Raw genomic sequence first — 19,380 nt, 5'->3', positions numbered from 1 at the left:
TCGACAGCAACCAGAAACCGCACGGCCGGGCTGAATTCGAGAACCGCCAGACATGGCGGGTCAGAGCCTGACCGGAAGCATGGACAGATCCAAGATGAGTGAAACCGGCCCACGCCTGCGCATTGCGCCATCGCCCACCGGCGAACCGCATGTCGGCACAGCCTATACGGCGCTTTTCAACTACCTCTTCGCCAAGAAGACGGGAGGCACCTTTATCCTGCGTATCGAGGATACGGACGCAACGCGTTCGACCCCGGAATTTGAGGAAAAAGTGCTGGAAGCGCTTAAATGGTGCGGGCTGGAATGGGCGGAAGGCCCGGATGTCGGCGGGCCTTATGGTCCCTACCGTCAGTCTGATCGCAAGGATATCTACAGGCCCTTCGTCGACAAGCTGGTCGAAAACGGCCACGCCTTTACCTGCTTCTGCACGCCCGAGCGGCTGGAGCTGATGCGCGCCGGTCAGCGCGCCGAAGGCAAGGCGCCGAAATATGACGGGCTTTGCATGCATCTCAAAGCCGAGGAGGTGAAGGCCCGTATCGATGCCGGGGAACCGCATGTCGTACGCATGAAGGTGCCCACCGAAGGATCGTGCAAGTTTACCGATGGCGTTTATGGTGATGTCGAAATCCCGTGGGATGCCGTCGACATGCAGGTTCTGCTGAAGGCAGATGGCATGCCGACCTACCACATGGCCAATGTGGTGGACGATCATCTGATGAAGATCACCCATGTGGCGCGCGGCGAGGAATGGCTGGCCTCGGTGCCGAAACATATCCTGATCTATCAGTATCTCGGGCTTGAGCCGCCGACCTTCTTCCATCTGCCGCTGATGAAGAACCCCGACCGCACCAAGCTGTCGAAGCGCAAGAACCCGACCTCGATTTCCTATTATTCGGCGCTTGGCTATCTGCCGGAAGCGCTGATGAACTTCCTTGGCCTGTTCTTCATCCAGATCTCCGAAGGTGAGGAGCTGATGGATATGGCTGAGCTGATCGAGAAGTTTGATGCCGACAATCTCAACAAGTCCGGCGCCGTTTTCGATACGCAGAAGCTGGACTGGCTGAATGGCCGCTGGCTGCGCGAAAAGCTTTCGGAAGAAGATTTCATCCTCCGCGTTGCCCGCTGGGCGGCGGAAAATGAGCGGATGAAAAAGGGGCTGACCCTGTCGCAGAGCCGCATTTCCAAGCTGGGCGAACTGCCGTCGCTGATGGGCTTTCTGCTGCAGTCGGATCTGGTGCCCTCAGAAGCTGCTTTTGCCGGCATCAAGAAGACCAATCCGGAAGAAATTCTCGAGATCCTTCAAACCGTTCAGCCAGCGCTTGAAAAGCTGATCGAGTGGAATATGGACAATGTCGAAGCCTGCCTGCGCCAGGTCGCCGATGATATGGGCAAGAAGCTGAGAACGGTGGTCGCACCGCTGTTTGTCGCCATGTCGGGTACATCGCGCTCGCTGCCGCTTTTCGACAGTATGGAAATTCTCGGACGCGCCGTGGTTCGCCAGCGGCTGAAGGTTGCCGAACAGGTCGTGGCTGGCATGGTTGCCGCCAAGGCGGAGAAGTAAGATGAGTGACAAGACAGATACAGCCGCCCTTTCCTCCGATGCGACGGAAGTGCGCGCCCAGAAGCTGGCATTGCTGCGCGAGAAGATCGGCGATGTTTATCCGGCCCATTTCCACCGCACGATCACCAATCAGGAACTGGCGGAAAAATATGCCGATCTCGCCGATGACACCGAGACCGAAGACGTCGTCACCGTCGCCGGCCGGGTTCATTCGATGCGCAATTCCGGCATGTTCATCGACCTGCGCGATGCGTCGGGCAAGATCCAGATCTTCTGCCACAAGGATGTAACGCCGGAAGAGGTCCGCGATCTGCTGCCGCTGATCGATCTGGCCGATATTATCGGCGTGACCGGCGTGGTGCGCCGCACCAAGCGCGGCGAGCTGACCATCAACGCCCGTGAGATCACCATGCTCACCAAGGCGCTTCTGCCGATGCCGGAGAAGTATCACGGTCTGTCAGACATCGAGACGCGCTATCGCAAGCGCTACCTCGACATCATGAGCAATGAGGAATCGAAGCTGCGCTTCGTCCAGCGCTCGCAGATCATTTCCGGCATTCGGCGGTTCCTCGAAGGCGAGGGCTTCATGGAAGTCGAAACGCCGATGCTGCAGTCGATCTATGGCGGGGCGACGGCTGACCCGTTCAAGACGCATCACAATGCGCTTGATATCGACATGTATCTGCGCATCGCGCCGGAGCTTTATCTGAAGCGTGTTCTGGTGTCGGGGCTCACCGACAAGGTGTTCGAGGTCAATCGCAACTTCCGCAATGAAGGCGTTTCGACCCGGCACAATCCCGAATTCACGATGATGGAATGCTACTGGGCCTATGCCGATTACGAGGACATGATGGGCATTGTCGAACGCATGTTCGAAACGCTGGCCATCACGCTTTATGGCAAGACCGATCTCGAATTCACCGACAAGGTGATCGATTTCAAGGGGCCGTTCCGCCGCGTGCCGATGCCGGATGCCGTGAAAGAGGTCACGGGCATCGATTTCCTTGCGATCAAGACCGATGAAGAGGCCCGCGCCGCCGCCAAGGCTGCCGGTTTTGAGGTCGAGAAGGACTGGACCTGGGGTGAATGCCTTTCCTTCATCTTCGAAGAGAAGGTGGAATCGACGCTGATCCAGCCGTCACATGTCACCCATTTCCCGAAGGATATCTCGCCCTTCGCCAAGGAAGTGCCGGGCGAGCCGCGTCTGGTCGAGCGTTTCGAGACCTATGTCAATGGCTGGGAACTGGGCAACGCCTTTTCCGAGCTCAACGACCCGGTCGAACAGCGCCGCCGCATGGTCGAGCAGCTGGAACAGGCCCATGCCCGCGGCGAGCTTGAAAAGCAGCTGGATGATGACTTCCTCGACGCCATGGATCACGGCATGCCGCCGGCCGGTGGCCTCGGCATTGGCGTCGACCGCCTGATCATGCTTTTGACCAATGGTCCGTCGATCCGCGATGTCATCCTGTTCCCGGCGCGGCGCCAGAAGGACTGACGGCGGCGATATCGGTAGAGAATTTAGGAACCCCGGACGGGAGATCGTACGGGGTTTTTCATGCCGTTTGAAGCGATCTCACGCCATGCCGCCATTGACGCGCAGGACCTGACCGGAGACGTAGCGGCTTTCTTCCGAGACGAGAAAGGCGACGACGTCGGCGATATCGGCGGGCTCACCAAAGCGGCCGGCGGGGATCATTGCAGTCAGGCGGGCGAGCAGCTCCTCGCTCTTGCCTTCGAGGAAAAGATCGGTCGCGACCGGGCCGGGGGCGACGGCATTGACGGTGATGCCGCGTGGGGCAAGTTCCTTGGCTGCGATATGGGTCAGCGTTTCCACCGCCGCCTTGGTGGCGGCGTAGACACCGTAGTTCGGCAGTTTGGTGCCGACAACGCTGGTGGAGAAATTGATGATCCGGCCACCGTCGTTCAGACGGTTGGCTGCTTCGCGGATACCGCGGAAAGTGCCGCCGAGATTGATCGAGACCTCGCGCTCATAGGTCGCGTCATCGAAATCCTTCAGCGGTGAGAGCAGCAATACGCCGCCATTATTGATCAGGATATCGGCTTTGCCGAAATGGTTTTCCGCTGCGTCAAACAAAGTCCTGATGCCGTCCGTTGCGGCAATATCGGCTTGCACCGCGACCGCCCGGCCGCCCGAGGCTTCGATATCGGCGACAACAGCTCTGGCCGGGCCTTCGCTTGAAGCATAGTTGACGATGATGTTCATGCCGCCGCGGCCGAGCCTGCGGGCGATTTCCGCGCCAATGCCGCGCGATGCGCCGGTGATGATCGCTGTCTTTGCTGTTGTGGTCATGTCGTGGTCCTTTCGTTCGCTGCGAAAATAGGCCGTTTTCAATGACAAACAATCTTTCGATATTTGACATCATAATTCGCATGTGCTGAACAATGACTATGGACCGTCTTGATCGCATGCAGCTATTTATCCGGGTTGTGGAACGGGGCAGCTTTTCCGCCGCCGCCCATGATCTCGGCCTTGCCCGTTCGACTGCGACAGAGGCGATCAAGGCGCTGGAGGCTGGTCTCGGTGTCCGGCTTCTGGAGCGCACCACGCGCCATGTCACCACCACGCTGGACGGGCGCGCCTTTTATCAGCGTTGCCTTTCAATCCTTGCCGAGATCGAAGACGCGGAGAACGCCTTTCGCGACCGCACTCCGCGCGGGCTGCTCAGGATCGAGGCGCATCCGCTTTTGACACAGACCTTCATTCTGCCGGGCCTGCCGGAATTTCTTGCCCGTTATCCGGGGCTTTCCATTCATTTCGGTCAGGGCGACCGCTATGTCGATCTGGTGCGCGAAGGGGTGGATCTGGCGATCCGCGCCGGTGAACTGGATGATAGCGGGCTGATTGCCCGAAGGCTCGGTGCGCTGTCGGAAATCACCTGTGCAAGCCCTGCCTATCTTGATGCGCATGGCAGACCGGAGCGGATAGAAGACCTTGAGGGGCATCTCGCTGTCGGCTTCGTGTCTTCGCGCAGCGGCGAAGTGATGCCGCTGGAATTTTCCACTGGCGGCAGGACACATTTCCTGCGGCTTGCAACACGGGTGACGGCCAATAATTCCGACACGATGGCGGAGCTTGCCCGGCTTGGTTTCGGCCTGGTTCAGGCGCCGCGCTATCGTTTCGATGACGATCTGGCGACGGGGCGGCTGGTGGAGGTTCTGCCGGATTTCCCGCCGCCGCCGACGCCGCTGACAGCGGTCTACCCGCAGAACCGGCAGATGACACCGCGGTTGCGGGTGTTTCTCGACTGGCTGGCCACGGTGCTGGCGAAAGCGGATATCTGACAGCGTCTGCCGTGGGGGAGCGGCCGCCCCGTGTCAGAACGGAACGGCCAATGCCGGATCAGAATTCCGGCCAGTTGGTCGTCGGGCCGCGCCAGTCCTCATAGGCTTTGGCGAGCGCCATGACGGTCAGGTCGTCAAAGCGGGGGGCGACGATCTGCAGGCCGATCGGCATGCCGCTTTTTGAAAAGCCGCAATTGATTGAAGCGGCCGGCTGTTCGCCCATGTTCCACGGCATGGTGAAGGCAATATGCTCGAAGGGCTTTTGCGGATCATTGGTGGGCGAGGCCCAGTCGGCCGGGTAGGAGACATTCGGGTTGACCGGCGACAGCACCACATCGACCGTCTGGAACACGGCGGCGCAAGCGGTGCGCATGGCCATGGTGGCATCAAAGCCCTTGACCACCTCCACCGGATCGGCGTCACCGCCGGTTTTAGCCCATTCAAAAATATAGGGCAGGATTGTCTTGCGCTTTTCCGGTGTCAGTTTCAGCATCGAGCCCCAGAAACGGGCGCGCCAGAACACATCCAGCCCGTCCAGCCATTCACGCGTCAGTACGGCAGGAATTTCCACCACTTCGGCGCCCTCGGCCTCGAAGCGCTTCGCCGCGGCAATCACCGCTTCCTTGACTTCCGGCTCGGCATCAATGCCGCATCCGGCATCCAGCATCAGGCCGATCTTGAGACCCTTCACATTGGCGGGTGCGATATTCCAGTCGAGATTTTCATATTTCACCGAGGTCGCATCGCGCCAGTCCGGTTTGGTGATGGTCGGCATCACCATGACGGCATCATCGACGGTGCGGGTCATCGGCCCGGCGCAGCGGCCAGTATAATAGGGATCGATCGGAATGCGCCCGAGCGTCGGCTTGAAGCCGAAAAGCCCGGTCCAGCCTGCGGGTAGGCGCACTGAGCCGCCAATGTCCGTGCCGATATGCAAAGGGCCGAAACCGGCTGCTCCCGCAGCTGCAGCACCGGCTGAGGAACCGCCCGGATTTTGCGTCAGATCCCAGGGATTGCGGCTCAAATGGTGGAAGGTCGAAAGGCCGGACGACAGCATGCCGTAATCGGGACAGGTGGTCTTGGCGAAGATGATCGCGCCGTCTTCCTTCAGGCGGGCGGCGGTCGGGGCATCCTCTTCGGCAGGTGTCATGTCGGATGCGGCAGTTCCCATGGGGATCGGGTCGCCCTTGGTGGCGATCAGTTCCTTGACCGTGACGGGAACACCGTCGAGCGGGCCGATGGTCTCGCCATTGTGCCAGCGTTTCGTCGCGGCTTCGGCTGCCTTCAGCGCTTCTTCCGGCTTAAAGGCATAGAGTGCGCAGACCTTCGGTTCGATGCGTTCGACGCGGGCAATCAGCCAGCGCATATAGTCGGTCGGGCTCGTCTCGCCGCTCTTGTATGCATCAAGAAGCGCGCGCGTATTCAGGTCTGAAAAATCGGTCATATCGGAAATTCTTGTTTTCGGGGGCAATGATCAGGTGAGGGGCAGAAAGGCTTGCTCACGACGGCGGCGGCTCGCCCGCCGCGCGTTTCTTGCGGCCGATCTCACGCAGGGTCGGTTCGGCCGAAAGCAGTTTTTTCGTATAGGCCTCGCGCGGATTGTCGAGCACATCGCGCACCTGGCCATATTCCACCAGCTTTCCGGCCTGCATCACCGCAACGCGGTCGCAGATCTCGTCGACAACGCCGATATTATGGGTGATGAACAGGACCGAAATGCCGTGGGTCTTGCGCATGTCGAGGATCAGTTTCAGGATCTGCGCCTGCACGGTGAGGTCAAGCGCAGAGGTTGCCTCGTCGGCGACCAGCAGCTTCGGCCTGGTGATCAGCGCCCGGGCGATGGCAATGCGCTGGCGCTGGCCACCGGAAAACTCATGCGGGTATTTGTCCATATCGGCAGCGGCCAGGCCGACTTCTTCGAGAAGCTTGCCGACGCGTTCGCGCCTTGCCTTGCCGGTAGGTGCGTTCTTTTCCAGATAGAGCGGTTCGGCGATGATCCGGCCGACCCGGTGGCGCGGATCAAGCGAGCCATAGGGATCCTGGAACACCATCTGGAAATTTGCGCGCATGCGGCGCAGCTTCTCCGCCGGAAGCGCAAACAGGTCCTCGCCATTTAACAGCACATTGCCGGCGGTCGGCCTGTCAAGCGCCATGACGATGCGTGCCAGTGTCGATTTGCCGGAGCCGGATTCACCGACAATACCGAGGATCTGGCCTTCTTCAAGGCTGAGCGAGACATTGTCGACCGCCTTGACGATACCGTTGCCGAGGCCGAATTCGCGGGTCAGATTGTGGATTTCGAGCAGCTTGATCATGCACCGTCTCCTTGCCCTTCGGTGAGGAAGCCGGCACGCGCCCGGCGCGGCAGGGCGGACAACAATTTGCGGGTATAATCATGACCCGGCTGACGCAGCACCCGTTCGGTTTCGCCCTGTTCCATCTCATTGCCGCGATACATGACCAGCGTGCGGTCGGCGATGCGGGCGATCACGCCGAGATCGTGTGAAATCAGGATCAGCGCAATCCCAAGCTCGGTGACGAGATCATCGAGAATGTCGAGGATTTCTGCCTGTACCGTCACGTCGAGTGCGGTTGTCGGCTCATCGGCAATCAGCAGGTCGGGTTTCAGCGCCAGTGCGATGGCGATGCCGACGCGCTGGCGCTGGCCACCCGACATTTCATGCGGGTAGGAATTGATCCGCCGCTTCGCCTCGGGGATCTGCACCATGTCCAAGAGCCTGAGCGCTTCGGCCTGCGCTTCGGATGCCGAAATCGCCTTGTGCAGCCTCAGCCCCTCGGCAATCTGGGTGCCGACCTTCATCGCCGGGTTCAGCGCCGTCATCGGCTCCTGAAAGATCATGCCGATCTTCGAGCCGCGCAGACGGCAGAGCTGCTTCTCGGAGCATTTCAGCAGATCCTCGCCGTTGAACAGGATCTCGCCGGTGGCGGTTGCCGTCTTCGGCAGAAGGCCGATCGTGGCAAGCGACAGCACCGATTTGCCGGAGCCGGATTCCCCGACAATGCCGAGTGTCTGGCCCTTGTCGAGGGCAAGCGAGATGCCGTGAACGACTTCGGTTGCCGGGCCGCTCTGGTTCCTGAAGGCGACCTTCAGATTGTTGATTTCAAGCATCATGTCGCCTGCCTCCGTCGCGGGTCCGTCAGATCACGCAGGCCGTCGCCCAGAAGGTTGAGGCCGAGCACGGCGATGCAGATGGCAAGGCCAGGCGCCAGCACCATATGCGGTGCGATCGAGAGATAGGTCTGGGCATCGGCCAGCATCCGGCCCCAGGAGGGGGTCGGCGGGGCGACGCCAAGGCCGAGGAAGGAGAGGCCAGCCTCGGTCAGAATGCCGAGACCGGTCTGGATTGCCACCTGCACGATAATCTGAGCGGCAATATTCGGGATTACATGTTCAAGCGTGATCCGCGTCTGGCCCTTGCCAGCCATGCGGGCGGCAAGGATGTAGTCGCGTGCCCAGATCTGCAGTGCAGCACCACGGGTGATGCGGGCAAAGACCGGGATCATGAACAACGCGATGGCGATGATGGTGGTGACCGGGCCGCCGCCGAGGATGGCCGCCAGAAGAATGGCGGACAGAACGGGCGGGAAGGCGAACAGCACATCATTGACGCGCATGATCAGCGCCTCGAATTTGCCGCGCCGCGCCGCAGCCGTGACACCAAGCGCGGTGCCGATCGAGCCGCCGATGAAGATCGCCGAAAAGGCAATGCCGAGCGAGGTCCATGCACCGGCCATGATCATCGAAGCCTCGTCGCGGCCGAAATGATCGGCGCCGAGAAGACCGCCGGGGCCAGGGCCTTTCAGCCGGTTGACGATATTGATTGCGGTCGGGTCCACCGGCGTCCAGAAACGGCTGGTGATCGCGGCGATGACGAGCAGAGCGGTGATGATGCCGCCGATGATGAGAGACCAGGGAATACGCTTCATTTGCGGGTCCTCAGGCGCGGATCCAGCACTGTGTAAAGCGCATCGACGAGAAAATTGATGCCCATGACGATGGCAGCGAAGAACAGAACTACATTCTGGATCACCACCAGATCGCGCTGGGCGAGTGCCTGATAGGCAAGAGTTCCCATGCCGGGCAGGGTGAAGACGTTTTCAACCAGAACGGCGCCGGCAATCAGCACCGAGATCTGCATGCCGAGCATGGTAACGACCGGGATCAGCGCATTGGGTACGACATGGCGCCACAGCGCATGCGACGGCGTCGCCCCCTTGGCGCGGGCGGTGCGGACGAAATCCTCGTTGGTGATCTCGATCACCGCAGCGCGGGTAACCCGGGTCAGAACCGCGGCCTGGGGAATGGCAAGTGCGACAGATGGCAGGATCAGCGCCTTCAGTGCCGGCCAGAACCCGGCCTCCCAGCCGGGGAAACCACCGGCAGGCAGAAAGCCGAAGGTCAGGGCGATGCCGAGGATCAGCAACAGGCCGATCCAGAAATTGGGAACGGCAATACCGATCTGGGCAAAGAGCGAGGCGAACATATCGACGATGCCACCCGGGCGGGACGCGGCAATCACGCCAAGCGGCAGCGAGATCGCCACGGAGAGCACGACGGCAAGGCCGGTCAGCGGCAGGGTCACCGTCAGTCGTTCGGCGATCAGATGGGCGACAGACGTGTGATAGGTATAGCTGTCGCCGAGATTGCCGTGGAGGATGCCGGACAGCCATTCGACATAGCGGACCAGAAAAGGCTGATCGAGGCCAAGCTGGGTGCGAAGGGCTGCCAGCGTGTCAGGTGCCGCGGATGTTCCGAGCATGATTTCCGCCGGATCGCCCGGAACGGCCTCCATGATCAGAAAAATGACAAAGGAAATCACCAGCAGGGTGAGAATCAGCCCTGCAAGCGATCTGGCGATATGCTGCATCGGTCGAGAGTTCCTTGCGGGTGCGTTCCCGCTCTGATCAGGCAAAATAACAATGTGCCTGCGCTTGTTTCAGCCCAGCCTGCGCCAAAAGCAGTGCTTCGGACCGGCATGCCGCCCGCATCAGAACATGGTTTCGATGCGGGCGGCCTGATCATGGTCTATTCGCTCCAGTAGACGCCGGTCACGTCGTTGGAGGGCACCGGTTCATTGACCCACAGGCCGTTGAGGCCAGCCTTCCAGACGCCGATCTTCGGCCAGGCATAGAGGAACAGCGCCGGTACGTCATTGGCGAGGATTTCCTCAGCCTTCTGATAGGCGGCAATGCGTTCGTCCTCGGTCGTGGCCGCGGCCACAGAGGCCATGGTCGCGTCGAATTCCGGATTGTTGTAGTTGAAGTAATAGGGGTGACGGCTGTAAATGCCGATATCCAGCGGCTCGGCATGACCGATAATGGTCATGTCGTAATTGGTGTCCTTGAACACGTCCTGAATCCACTTGGCCGGGAATTCCGAACTTTCGATGTTCATCGTCACGCCGATCTGCGCGAAATAGGCCTGCATGATTTCAGCCGCGCGTTCGGCATAGGCCCGGTTCGGCACCTTCATGGTGAAGGTGAAGCCGTTCGGATAGCCGGCTTCTGCCAGAAGGGCCTTGGCCTTGGCCGGGTCATAGGGCAGAACGCCGGTCAGATCTTCATAGCCGGCATCCGACGGCGAGAAATGGCTGCCGATCGGCGTGCCATAGCCGGAATTGGTGGCATCGATGATCGCCTGACGGTCGATCGCCATCATCAGCGCCTGACGCACCTTGACGTCGGAGAAGGGTTTTTCGGCATTGTTCATGCCGGCGACCACTTCCATGCCGGTCGCGCCGATCTCGACGGTGAAATCGGAATTCTTCTTGAACTGATCAACAAGTTCGGGAGCACCGAATTCCGGAATGGCGTCAACACCGCCCGAGGTCAGTGCTGCGGCCTGGGCCTGCGGATCGGCGATGAAGCGGAAGGTCACCTTGTCGAGCTTCGGCGCCTCACCCCAGTAATTCGGGTTCTTGACGAAGGTGACCTCGTTGCCCTTCTTCCAGTCGGAGAATTCGAACGGGCCGGTGCCAACCGGCTTGGTGGTGTTGGTGTCGACGCTGTCGGGCGAAACCATCACGGCTGCGGGGAAGCCGAGCCAGTATAAGAGGTCGGCGGACGGGGCGGAGAGATGCAGCACCAGCGTGCTCTCATCCGGGGCATCGGTGCTCTCGATCGCCTTGTAAAGCGCCTTCTGGCCATTGACGCTGTCGGGTGCAATGATGCGGTCGATGGTGAACTTGGCGGTATCGGCATTGAAGGCCGAACCGTCCTGGAAGGTCACGCCATCGCGCAGATGGAAGGTATAGGTCAGGCCATCGTCGGAAATGTCCCAGCTGGAGGCGAGTTCCGGCTCGATCTTGCCTTCCTCGTCAACCTTGACCAGACCTTCAAACAGGTTCTGCCAGACCACCTGACCGATGGCGACGGGGGACGCAATGGTCGGATCGAGACCCGAGGGTTCAATGCTCATGCCGAGAACGAGATCGGTGCGCGCTTCGGCAAAGGCAGTACCGGCGGTCGCAAGGCCGATCAGGGCGGTCGCTGCCAAAAGCGAACGGAAATGACGTGTCATGAAAACGGGGCCTCTTCTGGATGGTTATTTGAGAAGACTGATTATCATTATTTTTTTATAGCTTGCCCGAGGGGCTAGTGTAAACGCAATGCCTATTATGGTCGCACAGTGCAACGAAAACCGTTGCACTCATACTGTTGGTTCTCAAAGCTCCGCCGTCACCCGTCTGGCTTGCGCCGGCAAAAATTCCTCGAGAAATTCCGCCAGTCTGGCGGCCGCAAAGCTGGGCGCGGTGCTTTTCGCCCGGCCAAGCTGCAGGTCGGAGGCAATTTCCGCCTGCTTGGCAAAGGGGATGGCGACCAGCTCACCGGCACGGATTTCACGCATTACCGTCATGGCCGGCAGGATCAGGATGGCGGCACCCGAGCGCGCCAGTTCCTTTTGCAGTTCCAGCGACGAGGTGGTGAAGGCAATTTCAACAGGCTCAAGCCCCGCAGCACGCTGGCGGTGGTCAAAGGCGCGGCGGATGCCGAAAGAGCGGTCTGGCATGGCGATCGGATGGGCGCGGATCGCTTCCAGCGGTATTTCGGTGAGATTGGCGATCGGATGGTCCGGCGCCATCACCGGAACATGCAGCACCGGCAGGCGGAAGCGGATATCCATCTGCGCTTCGGGGGGCGTGAACATGGTCACGGCCATATCGGTCTGGCCGCCGGTGACGGCATTGAGCGCTGCCTGGGCGGAGGAGACGGTAACCTCGATCCTGACGGCGGGATACTGGGCGTAAAACCGCGCCAGCGCTGGCGCCAGAATGGCGTTGATCGCTGCACCATTGACGTGAATGGAAACGCGCCCGCGCTTCAGCCCGCGCAGATCATCGATCACCTGACGGGCGGTTTCGAGATCGCGCATCACCCCGCGCGAACGGGCGGCCAGAAGTTCGCCCGCCGCCGTCAGCATGATCCCGCGCGCACCGCGCTCGACCAGCGGCGCGCCGAAATAATATTCGAGATTTTCGAGCTGGCGGCTGATGGCGGTCGGCGAGACGCCGAGCGTTTCAGCGGCCTGACGGATCGAGCGCGAGCGAACCAGCTCGTTGAAATAGGTAATCGCCTGTAGCTGCAAGCAAATCATCTCCGGGATTTTGTCCCGGCATCAAATCGCGCATTGCCGCCAGAGGCAAGCCCCTGGCGTGATCCAGCCGCTCAACCTTCAAGCGCGCGGCGCAGATTGCCTCTTACTTCTGCAATCAGCGCTTCGGCCGCCGCGCTGGAAAGCGACTTTTTCAGCATCACGGTTGCGATCTTGATGGAATAGTCACAGGCTTCCAGTGCGGTTGCCGCAGTGGCGATATCGGTCCCGGCCAGTTCCGCCACCATTTCGCGGGCGCGCTGGTAGAGCTTGGCATTGGTCGGCTTCATTTCCACCATGCGGCCGCGATAGACATAGCCGAGCTTGATCATCACCGCCGTGGAAAGTGTCGTCAGCGCCACTTTCTGGGCGGTTCCGGCCTTCATGCGCGTTGAGCCGGCAACAAATTCCGCACCGGTTTCCAGGAGGATCGGAAAATCGGCATGTTCGGCAACCGCGCCGCCGGGGTTGTTGTATAGCGCAACGGTGGCAGCGCCGGTCTTTCGGCCGTGGGCAAGGGCGGAAGCGACATAGGGCGTGTTGCCGCTGGCGGCGATGCCAATCACCACATCCTTCTCCGTAAGACCCGCCGCATCGAGATCGGCGACGGCTGCCGCGCGATCATCTTCTGCGCCTTCCCGGGCAATGATAAAGGCGTCGCTTCCGCCTGCCATCAGGGCAAAGGCCCGCTCGCGCGGAAAATTATAGGTCGGCGGCAGTTCGGCGGCATCAAGCGTTGCCAGGCGGCCGGAGGTGCCGGCGCCGAGATAGATCATCCGCCCGCCATCTTCCAGGCGACCGGCAATGGCCTCTGCGGCGGCGGCGATCATCTGCTGGGCCTGCTGCACCGCGCCGATGGCGGCATACTGGCTTTCGACAATGCCGGAGACGAGTTCACCGGCGGGCCAGTCATCAATGGTCAGATAACGTTTGGAGGCGGCTTCGGTGGTCGATTTCATGCTTTATCCTGACTAAAATGCTGTCCGGCTTCACCGGCTGAAAAATGGTTGCGGGCAAGGCGGGCGGCGCCTTCGGCCTGATCGAGAACGGGAAACATCGCCTCGCCCTTAAGCTCGGCAAGAATGGTTGCGCCAATGACCGGCGAAAGCGTCAAGACGCCGCCGATAAAGGCAACGGGATGTGTTCCGCCGCGGGCAATCAGAATATTGCCGAGCCGGGCCAGCTCGAAACCGGCCTGCCGCAAAAGCTGATCGGCAAAGCCGTCGCCTTCTTCGGCTGCTTCCGCCACCGCCTTGGCGAGCGCACCGATGCGGCCGCGATCACCGCCATAGACATAGGAACGGGTGTCAGACCAGTCGCTGCCGCCCATTGCGGCGAAAAGCCGGTCGGCAAGGATGGTCATATCGCCGGGAGAACCGTCCTCATCGATCCGGCGATAAAGTGCGCGAAGGGCGGCAAGCGCAATCCACGCGCCGGAACCGCCATCGTCGATCATCGTGCCGCGACCACCGATCCTGAGCAATGTTTCGGCTTCCGTCAGATGCACGGCGATCGAGCCGGTGCCGGCGGAGACGAGATGGCCCTTTCCGGGCGCGAAAACCGCGCGAAAGGCCAGCTCGATATCGTCGCGGGCAAAGATTTTCGCGGGCGCGACCTTGAGCCTTTTTTCGATGATCTCGGCAATATCGGTCTCAGCACGCGGGCCATAACCTGTCATGCCGATGACGAGGCCGGACAGGGGTTCCGGCACGCAAGCGGCAATCGCGTCGACCGTGCGCTCGAAGGCGGCGCGGGCATCGGGGTTGAACATGTGTCCCGTCGCGCCCGGTGCCGTCCCGCGACGGATCACGGCGCCGGCCTGATCGGTGAGGCAAAAACGCGATGCCGTGCCGCCGACATCTGCACCAAGATAGAAAGCACTCATTCCCGCACCCTCAACTGTCCGAGGCAAGTGCACCGGCGAAGCCGCGCGTGATCTCACGCGGATTGGTGATCGCGGTGCCGACGACAACGGCATGCGCACCATAGTCGATCGCCTGTCTGGCAAGCGCCGGCGTGTCGAAACACCCCTCGGCGATGACCGGGATCGCGGTCCGGGCGCAAAGCGCCTCGATCAGGGCGAAATCGGGTTCGCGCACGGCGCGCTTCGTGTAATCGGTATAGCCCGAAAGCGTGGTTGCGACATAGGTCGCGCCTGCCTGTTCGGCAATCAGGCCTTCCTCGACGGTGGAAATGTCGCAGAATACCTCAAGGCCGAGCTGTTCTCTGATATGGCGGATGAGCGCGGCTGGCTTGTCACCGATGCGCGGGCGCGGTGTTGCATCAATGCCGATCACATCAGCCCCGGCTTCGGCCAGCGCGTCGCAGGCCTTTTTCGTCGGCGTGATATAGACCGGCACGCGGTCGTCAAACAGCTTGTCGATGCCGATCACCGGCAGCCCTGCCGCCTTCACCGCCCGGACGTCGTCAACGCCGTTGGCGCGGATCGCACCTGCGCCGCCGTCACGCGCAGCCAGCGCCATGGCGCCCATGAAGACGGGGCCGTGAAGCGGATTGTCCTTGCGGGCCTGACAGGAAACGATCAGGCGTCCTTTCGGCAGGGTGAGGCTCATTTGATTGCTCCGGATGTCATGCCGGAAATGAACTGGCGCGACAGCACGATGTAGAGAATGGTGATCGGAGCGGCGGCGAAGGTGAGGCCGGCGAAGAGCACGCCCCAATTGGTGGTATATTCGCCCATGAAGCCGGTCAGGCCCTGCGGCAGGGTCTTCAGATTGTCGTTCTGCAGGAAGATCAGCGGGAAGAAGAAGTCATTCCAGATCGGCACGAGATTGTTGATGGCGGCGATCACCATGGCGGGCCGGGTGAGCGGCAGCATCACCGACCACATGATCCGTGCTTCCGAAGCGCCATCCATGCGGGCGGCATCCTCCAGCTCGCCGGGCAGCGAGCGGATGAAGCCGGTCATGATGAAGACGGCGGAGGGCAGCCCCATGGCAACATAGATCAGGATCAGCGAGAACTGCGTGTCCAACAGGCCGAGATCGCGCATCAGCACGAAAAGCGGAATGACGGCGAGCTTCAGCGGCAGGGTCAGCCCCGCCAGAAAGAACAGCAGAATGAAGCTCGATCCGGCGAAGGTGTAGCGCGCCAGTGCATAGGCCGCCATGGTGCCGAGGATCAGGATCAGGGCGATTGCCGAACCGGTGATCAGAACCGAGTTGAAGAAGTAGCGGACGAAATTGGTATCGGTCCAGATCGCCACGAAATTGGAAAGATCGGTGAAATCGGGCAGCGAGAAGGGATGCCGGAAGATCTCCATGGTCGGCTTGAAGGCCGAGAAGACCATGATCACGATCGGCGCGATCATGATGAAGGAATTGGCGATCAGGAAGATCTGCAAAAGGCCATCGCGGCCGAAGGTGCGCAAGAGACCGGATTTTTCGGAATAGACGGCTGAGGTCACAGTTCAATCTCCCGGCGGCGCAGGAACAGGGTCATGGCAGTGGCAAAAACCGTGATGAAGATGAAGACGAGAGCGGCAACCGCGCTGCCATGGCCGAAATCGGCGACGCCGGTCGAGGGCCCGCCAAAGGCGAGGCGGTAGAAATAGAGCGCCAGCACATCGGAATGGCCGTAGGGCGAGCCAAGAATGTCTTCCATGATATAGGGCAGTTCGAACCAGTTGAACGAACCGATAAACTGCAGCACGAAGACGATTGTTGCAGCCGGGGCGACCAGCGGCCAGATGATCTTGCGGATCTTGACCCATTCGCTTTCGGTTTCCATCCGCGCGGCATCATAGATTTCGCCGGGAATGCGCTGCATGGCGGCGAGGAAAATCAGTGTCGGGAAGCCGACCCAGTGCCAGGCATTGACGAGAATGAGCGAGGGCAGCGCCGTTTCCGGCTGGCCGAGCCAGGGCTGGGCAAGGGCTGCAAGCCCGACCTGCTTCAAGAGATGGTTGACCAGGCCGAAAACCGGATTGAGGAACAGTTTCCACAGATAGCCGACGATGACGGTCGACAGCACCACCGGCAGGAAGACGGCGATGCGGTGGAACCGGGCCAGCGGGAATTCGCGCCACAGTGCATAGGCCAGGAGAAAGGCCGCGCCGTTCTGGATGATCATCAGCGAAACAAAGACGATCACATTGTTCATGAAGGCGTTGCGGATATCGCTCTTGTAGGGCTCCCGCATGAGAACGTCGGAAAAATTCTGAAAACCCACAAATTCACCGCGGGCCAGGCCGTGCCAGTCATAAAAGGCATAGGCGAGCGCGGAAATGATCGGGTAGGCGACGAAGAGGATCATCACCAGAAGGCCGGGGGCAATGAGGCTGGTGATCCACAGGCCGCGCCGTGTGGGCTTTATGGACGGCATGAACAGGTCTCCGGTTCACAATGAACCGCTTGGCTTGAAGGCGGTCATTTCAGGGTCCGGACCGGCTGAAGCCGGTCCGGGATTGTGGCGATCAGTTCTTCTGGAACGGCGCGTAATAGGTGGCGATACCGTCGGTAACGGCCTTTCCGACGCCCTCCGGTGTTTCATCACCAGCCATCATCTTCTGAACGTTTTCCTGAATGAGCGTCGAACCCGAGGGCTGCTCGAAGCGGAAGTGAACCAGCATCATGTAGGGGATCGACGACTTGTTGAGGTCGGCAACCGCCTGCAGATCGGGATTGTCGAAGGTGACACCCGGAATCGGCGAGATGTTGGAGAGTTCATTGGCGAAGGCCTGACCGAATTCCTTTGAGGCCAGGAAGTTCAGGAACTTCGTTACGGCTTCCTTGTGTTCGGTCTTGGCATTGCCGGCATAACCGCCATCATAGAATACAGCGACGAGGCCTTCATCATCGGCATTGACGGTCGGGGCGGGTGCAACGCCGATCTGAATGTCAGGGTTCAGGCTCTTCATTGCGGCGATTTCATAGGATCCGCCGACAAACATACCGGCCATGCCCGAAGCGAAAAGCTGCTGCGAGGACGGGTAATCCAGACCGACGAAACCGTCAGGGAAATACTGGCCCATATCCTTGATGCGCGTCAGGGCATCGACAAAGCGCGGATCGGTGAAATCGGCCTTGCCGTTGATCATGTCTTCGTAAAAGCCCTTGCCCATGGTCGATGCGCCCATGCCGAAGGTCAGAACCTCGTTCTGCCATGCAGCGGCGGTGCCGTTGGCGAAGGGGAAGATGCCAGCGGCCTTGAGCGCCTCGGCATCGGTCTTGATATCGTCCCAGGTCTTGGGGGCTTCCAGGCCGAGCTGATCGAAAATACCCTTGTTATAGAGCATCATCATGGTCTGGGAGGCGAAAGGCACGGCATAGACGGTCTGGTCGGCGCGCAGCGTTTCGGCCTGAAGGGCGTCCTTGGGGAAATCCTTCAGCGCCGGTACGGCATCGGTCAGCGGCATCAGGTAACCGCCGGAGGCGAGATCCTCAAAAGAGCCGTAGGCGCGTACCATCATGACGTCAGGGCCAGCGTCACCGGCCAGCGCCGTCTTCAGGATCGTGCCGTAGCTGACGGCCTCGACCATACGCAGATTGACGGTGATGTCCGGGTTTTCCTTCTCGAACATGGCGATGAAGTCCTGATACTGGGCGACGTCTTCCGTGCGCCAGCCCCAGAACGAGATTTCTTCGGAAAATGCAGGTGCGGCAATGCCAGCAAAGGCAGCCGCCGCAAGGATAGTCTTGACGAAGGGCTTCATCCGGTTGGTTCCTTTCTTCCGTTCCCCTTTATGCGGTGACGGGCGGCCCGCCTGACATTTGTGTCAGGCGACGCGTTGGCCGCTCGTCTTGTCGAAGACGTGCAGCGCATCAGCGCGCGCCGTCACGGACACGTCTTTATCGGCATCGAAGAATTGGTTCGGCGGCACCCTGATGGTGACCTGCTCGCCGCTTGTCAGCCGGACATAGACGTAAGAATCATCGCCGAGATATTCGGTATAGATCACCTTGCCGGCAAAGCCCTCGCCGTGGCCCGCAACAAGGCCAAGCGCATCGGGCCGTACCCCGATGGTGAGGGCGCCGTCTTTCAGGCCGCCCGGTGCGGCGATCGCGCCGGTGCCTTCAATGCCAAGCTGACCGGCCGAATGGGCGACATCAAGCAGCGACATTTTCGGTGAGCCGATAAAGGTCGCGACAAAGGTGTTGGCCGGTGTTTCAAACAGTTCGCGCGGTGTGCCGACCTGCTCGATATAGCCGTCCTTCATCACCACGATCCGGTCGGCGAGCGTCATCGCCTCGACCTGGTCATGGGTCACATAGATCATCGTGCCGCCGATCTCGCGATGCAGGCGGGCGATCTCCAGCCGCACATCGGCGCGCAAGGCAGCGTCAAGGTTGGACAGCGGCTCGTCGAGCAGAAACACATCCGGCTTGCGGACAACCGCACGGGCGATGGCAACGCGCTGACGCTGGCCGCCCGAAAGCTGGCGCGGCTTGCGCTTCAGATAGTCTTCCAGCCGCAGCATGCGCGCAGCTTCGGCAATACGCGTTTCCACCTCCGCCTTGGAAAGCCCCATCAGCCGGGCGCCGAAGGCCATGTTTTCATAGACATCCATATGCGGATAAAGCGCATAGGACTGAAACACCATGGCCGCACCGCGCTTGGACGGGGCAACATCGTTCATGATCTTCTCATTGATCGACAGCGTGCCATCGGTAATCGGGTCAAGGCCTGCGATCAGGCGCAGAAGGGTCGACTTGCCACAGCCGGACGGGCCGACGAAAATGATCAGCTCGCGATCGCCGATTTCAAGATCGATGCCGTGAAGCACTTCGGTTTCCTTGAAGCGCTTGACGATTCCCTTCAGTGACAGTCGTGCCAAAACAATTCCTCGAAGATACCATTAAAATACCAATTTGATCATTGCCGGTTTTCCAAACCCTGTAAAGAGAGAAATCGTATTCCGTGCGAAATTGACCACGCACAATTC

General features: G+C 60.5%; 18 protein-coding genes. 3 read left to right on the top strand and 15 right to left on the bottom strand.

Annotated features, from left to right (window positions below):
* Positions 1-94 precede the first annotated feature (94 nt).
* On the top strand, positions 95-1,561 hold the full coding sequence (gene gltX, locus FJU08_RS05715) for a glutamate--tRNA ligase (protein WP_141147997.1): 1,467 nt from the start codon (positions 95-97) through the stop codon (positions 1,559-1,561).
* 1 nt (position 1,562) lies between these two features.
* Positions 1,563-3,056, top strand: coding sequence for a lysine--tRNA ligase (gene lysS / locus FJU08_RS05710; RefSeq protein ID WP_141147996.1), 1,494 nt, complete (start codon positions 1,563-1,565; stop codon positions 3,054-3,056).
* Between the two features lie 78 nt (positions 3,057-3,134).
* On the opposite strand, the gene FJU08_RS05705 is transcribed toward lysS, so the two are convergent.
* Complete coding sequence (locus FJU08_RS05705; RefSeq protein ID WP_141147995.1) at positions 3,135-3,872, bottom strand: SDR family oxidoreductase; 738 nt, start codon at positions 3,870-3,872, stop codon at positions 3,135-3,137.
* A 98-nt stretch (positions 3,873-3,970) separates the two neighbouring features.
* On the opposite strand from FJU08_RS05705, the gene FJU08_RS05700 reads away from it, so the two are divergent.
* Positions 3,971-4,864 (top strand): LysR family transcriptional regulator, encoded by an 894-nt coding sequence (locus FJU08_RS05700; RefSeq protein ID WP_141148151.1) that lies wholly within the window; start codon positions 3,971-3,973, stop codon positions 4,862-4,864.
* Positions 4,865-4,922: 58 nt separating this feature from the next.
* Here the strand turns inward: FJU08_RS05700 and FJU08_RS05695 are convergent, their stop codons facing one another.
* From FJU08_RS05695 to FJU08_RS05630, 14 genes are all read right to left on the bottom strand, one after another.
* Positions 4,923-6,308: an amidase gene (locus tag FJU08_RS05695; RefSeq protein ID WP_141147994.1), complete on the bottom strand. Its 1,386-nt coding sequence runs from the start codon at positions 6,306-6,308 to the stop codon at positions 4,923-4,925.
* Positions 6,309-6,363: 55 nt separating this feature from the next.
* Entirely contained in the window at positions 6,364-7,179 is an 816-nt protein-coding gene (locus FJU08_RS05690; protein WP_141147993.1) for an ABC transporter ATP-binding protein, read from the bottom strand.
* On the bottom strand, positions 7,176-7,997 hold the full coding sequence (locus tag FJU08_RS05685; protein WP_141147992.1) for an ATP-binding cassette domain-containing protein: 822 nt from the start codon (positions 7,995-7,997) through the stop codon (positions 7,176-7,178). Before FJU08_RS05685 ends, FJU08_RS05690 begins: the two co-directional genes overlap by 4 nt.
* A complete protein-coding gene (locus FJU08_RS05680) occupies positions 7,994-8,812 on the bottom strand; it encodes an ABC transporter permease (RefSeq protein WP_141147991.1) in 819 nt (272 codons plus the stop codon). Before FJU08_RS05680 ends, FJU08_RS05685 begins: the two co-directional genes overlap by 4 nt.
* Complete coding sequence (locus FJU08_RS05675; RefSeq protein WP_141147990.1) at positions 8,809-9,753, bottom strand: ABC transporter permease; 945 nt, start codon at positions 9,751-9,753, stop codon at positions 8,809-8,811. The genes FJU08_RS05680 and FJU08_RS05675 overlap by 4 nt, the downstream gene beginning before the upstream one ends.
* A gap of 158 nt (positions 9,754-9,911) precedes the next feature.
* Positions 9,912-11,405, bottom strand: a complete 1,494-nt coding sequence (locus FJU08_RS05670) for an ABC transporter substrate-binding protein (protein WP_141147989.1) — start codon at positions 11,403-11,405, stop codon at positions 9,912-9,914.
* A gap of 144 nt (positions 11,406-11,549) precedes the next feature.
* The gene (locus tag FJU08_RS05665) at positions 11,550-12,470 is read right to left on the bottom strand and encodes a LysR family transcriptional regulator (RefSeq protein ID WP_141147988.1); all 921 of its coding nucleotides are present in this window, start codon (positions 12,468-12,470) and stop codon (positions 11,550-11,552) included.
* Between the two features lie 80 nt (positions 12,471-12,550).
* Positions 12,551-13,435 carry an N-acetylmuramic acid 6-phosphate etherase gene (locus tag FJU08_RS05660; protein ID WP_141147987.1) on the bottom strand — a complete coding sequence of 295 codons (885 nt, stop codon included), beginning with the start codon at positions 13,433-13,435 and terminating at the stop codon, positions 12,551-12,553.
* Positions 13,432-14,361: an N-acetylglucosamine kinase gene (locus FJU08_RS05655; protein ID WP_181409756.1), complete on the bottom strand. Its 930-nt coding sequence runs from the start codon at positions 14,359-14,361 to the stop codon at positions 13,432-13,434. The genes FJU08_RS05660 and FJU08_RS05655 overlap by 4 nt, the downstream gene beginning before the upstream one ends.
* A 10-nt stretch (positions 14,362-14,371) precedes the next feature.
* On the bottom strand, positions 14,372-15,049 hold the full coding sequence (locus FJU08_RS05650; protein ID WP_141147985.1) for an N-acetylmannosamine-6-phosphate 2-epimerase: 678 nt from the start codon (positions 15,047-15,049) through the stop codon (positions 14,372-14,374).
* Positions 15,046-15,903, bottom strand: a complete 858-nt coding sequence (locus FJU08_RS05645) for a carbohydrate ABC transporter permease (RefSeq protein ID WP_141147984.1) — start codon at positions 15,901-15,903, stop codon at positions 15,046-15,048. The genes FJU08_RS05650 and FJU08_RS05645 overlap by 4 nt, the downstream gene beginning before the upstream one ends.
* Positions 15,900-16,820 carry a carbohydrate ABC transporter permease gene (locus FJU08_RS05640; protein ID WP_141147983.1) on the bottom strand — a complete coding sequence of 307 codons (921 nt, stop codon included), beginning with the start codon at positions 16,818-16,820 and terminating at the stop codon, positions 15,900-15,902. The genes FJU08_RS05645 and FJU08_RS05640 overlap by 4 nt, the downstream gene beginning before the upstream one ends.
* A gap of 91 nt (positions 16,821-16,911) precedes the next feature.
* Entirely contained in the window at positions 16,912-18,150 is a 1,239-nt protein-coding gene (locus FJU08_RS05635) for an extracellular solute-binding protein (protein WP_141147982.1), read from the bottom strand.
* A 63-nt stretch (positions 18,151-18,213) separates the two neighbouring features.
* On the bottom strand, positions 18,214-19,272 hold the full coding sequence (locus FJU08_RS05630; protein ID WP_141147981.1) for an ABC transporter ATP-binding protein: 1,059 nt from the start codon (positions 19,270-19,272) through the stop codon (positions 18,214-18,216).
* Positions 19,273-19,380: the final 108 nt, after the last annotated feature.

Source organism: Martelella alba, assembly GCF_006516955.1.
In the GTDB taxonomy this organism is placed as follows: Bacteria; Pseudomonadota; Alphaproteobacteria; order Rhizobiales; family Rhizobiaceae; genus Martelella; species Martelella alba.
The sequence above is the reverse complement of the archived record's forward strand: the minus strand, read 5'-3'. Positions and strand labels throughout refer to the sequence as shown.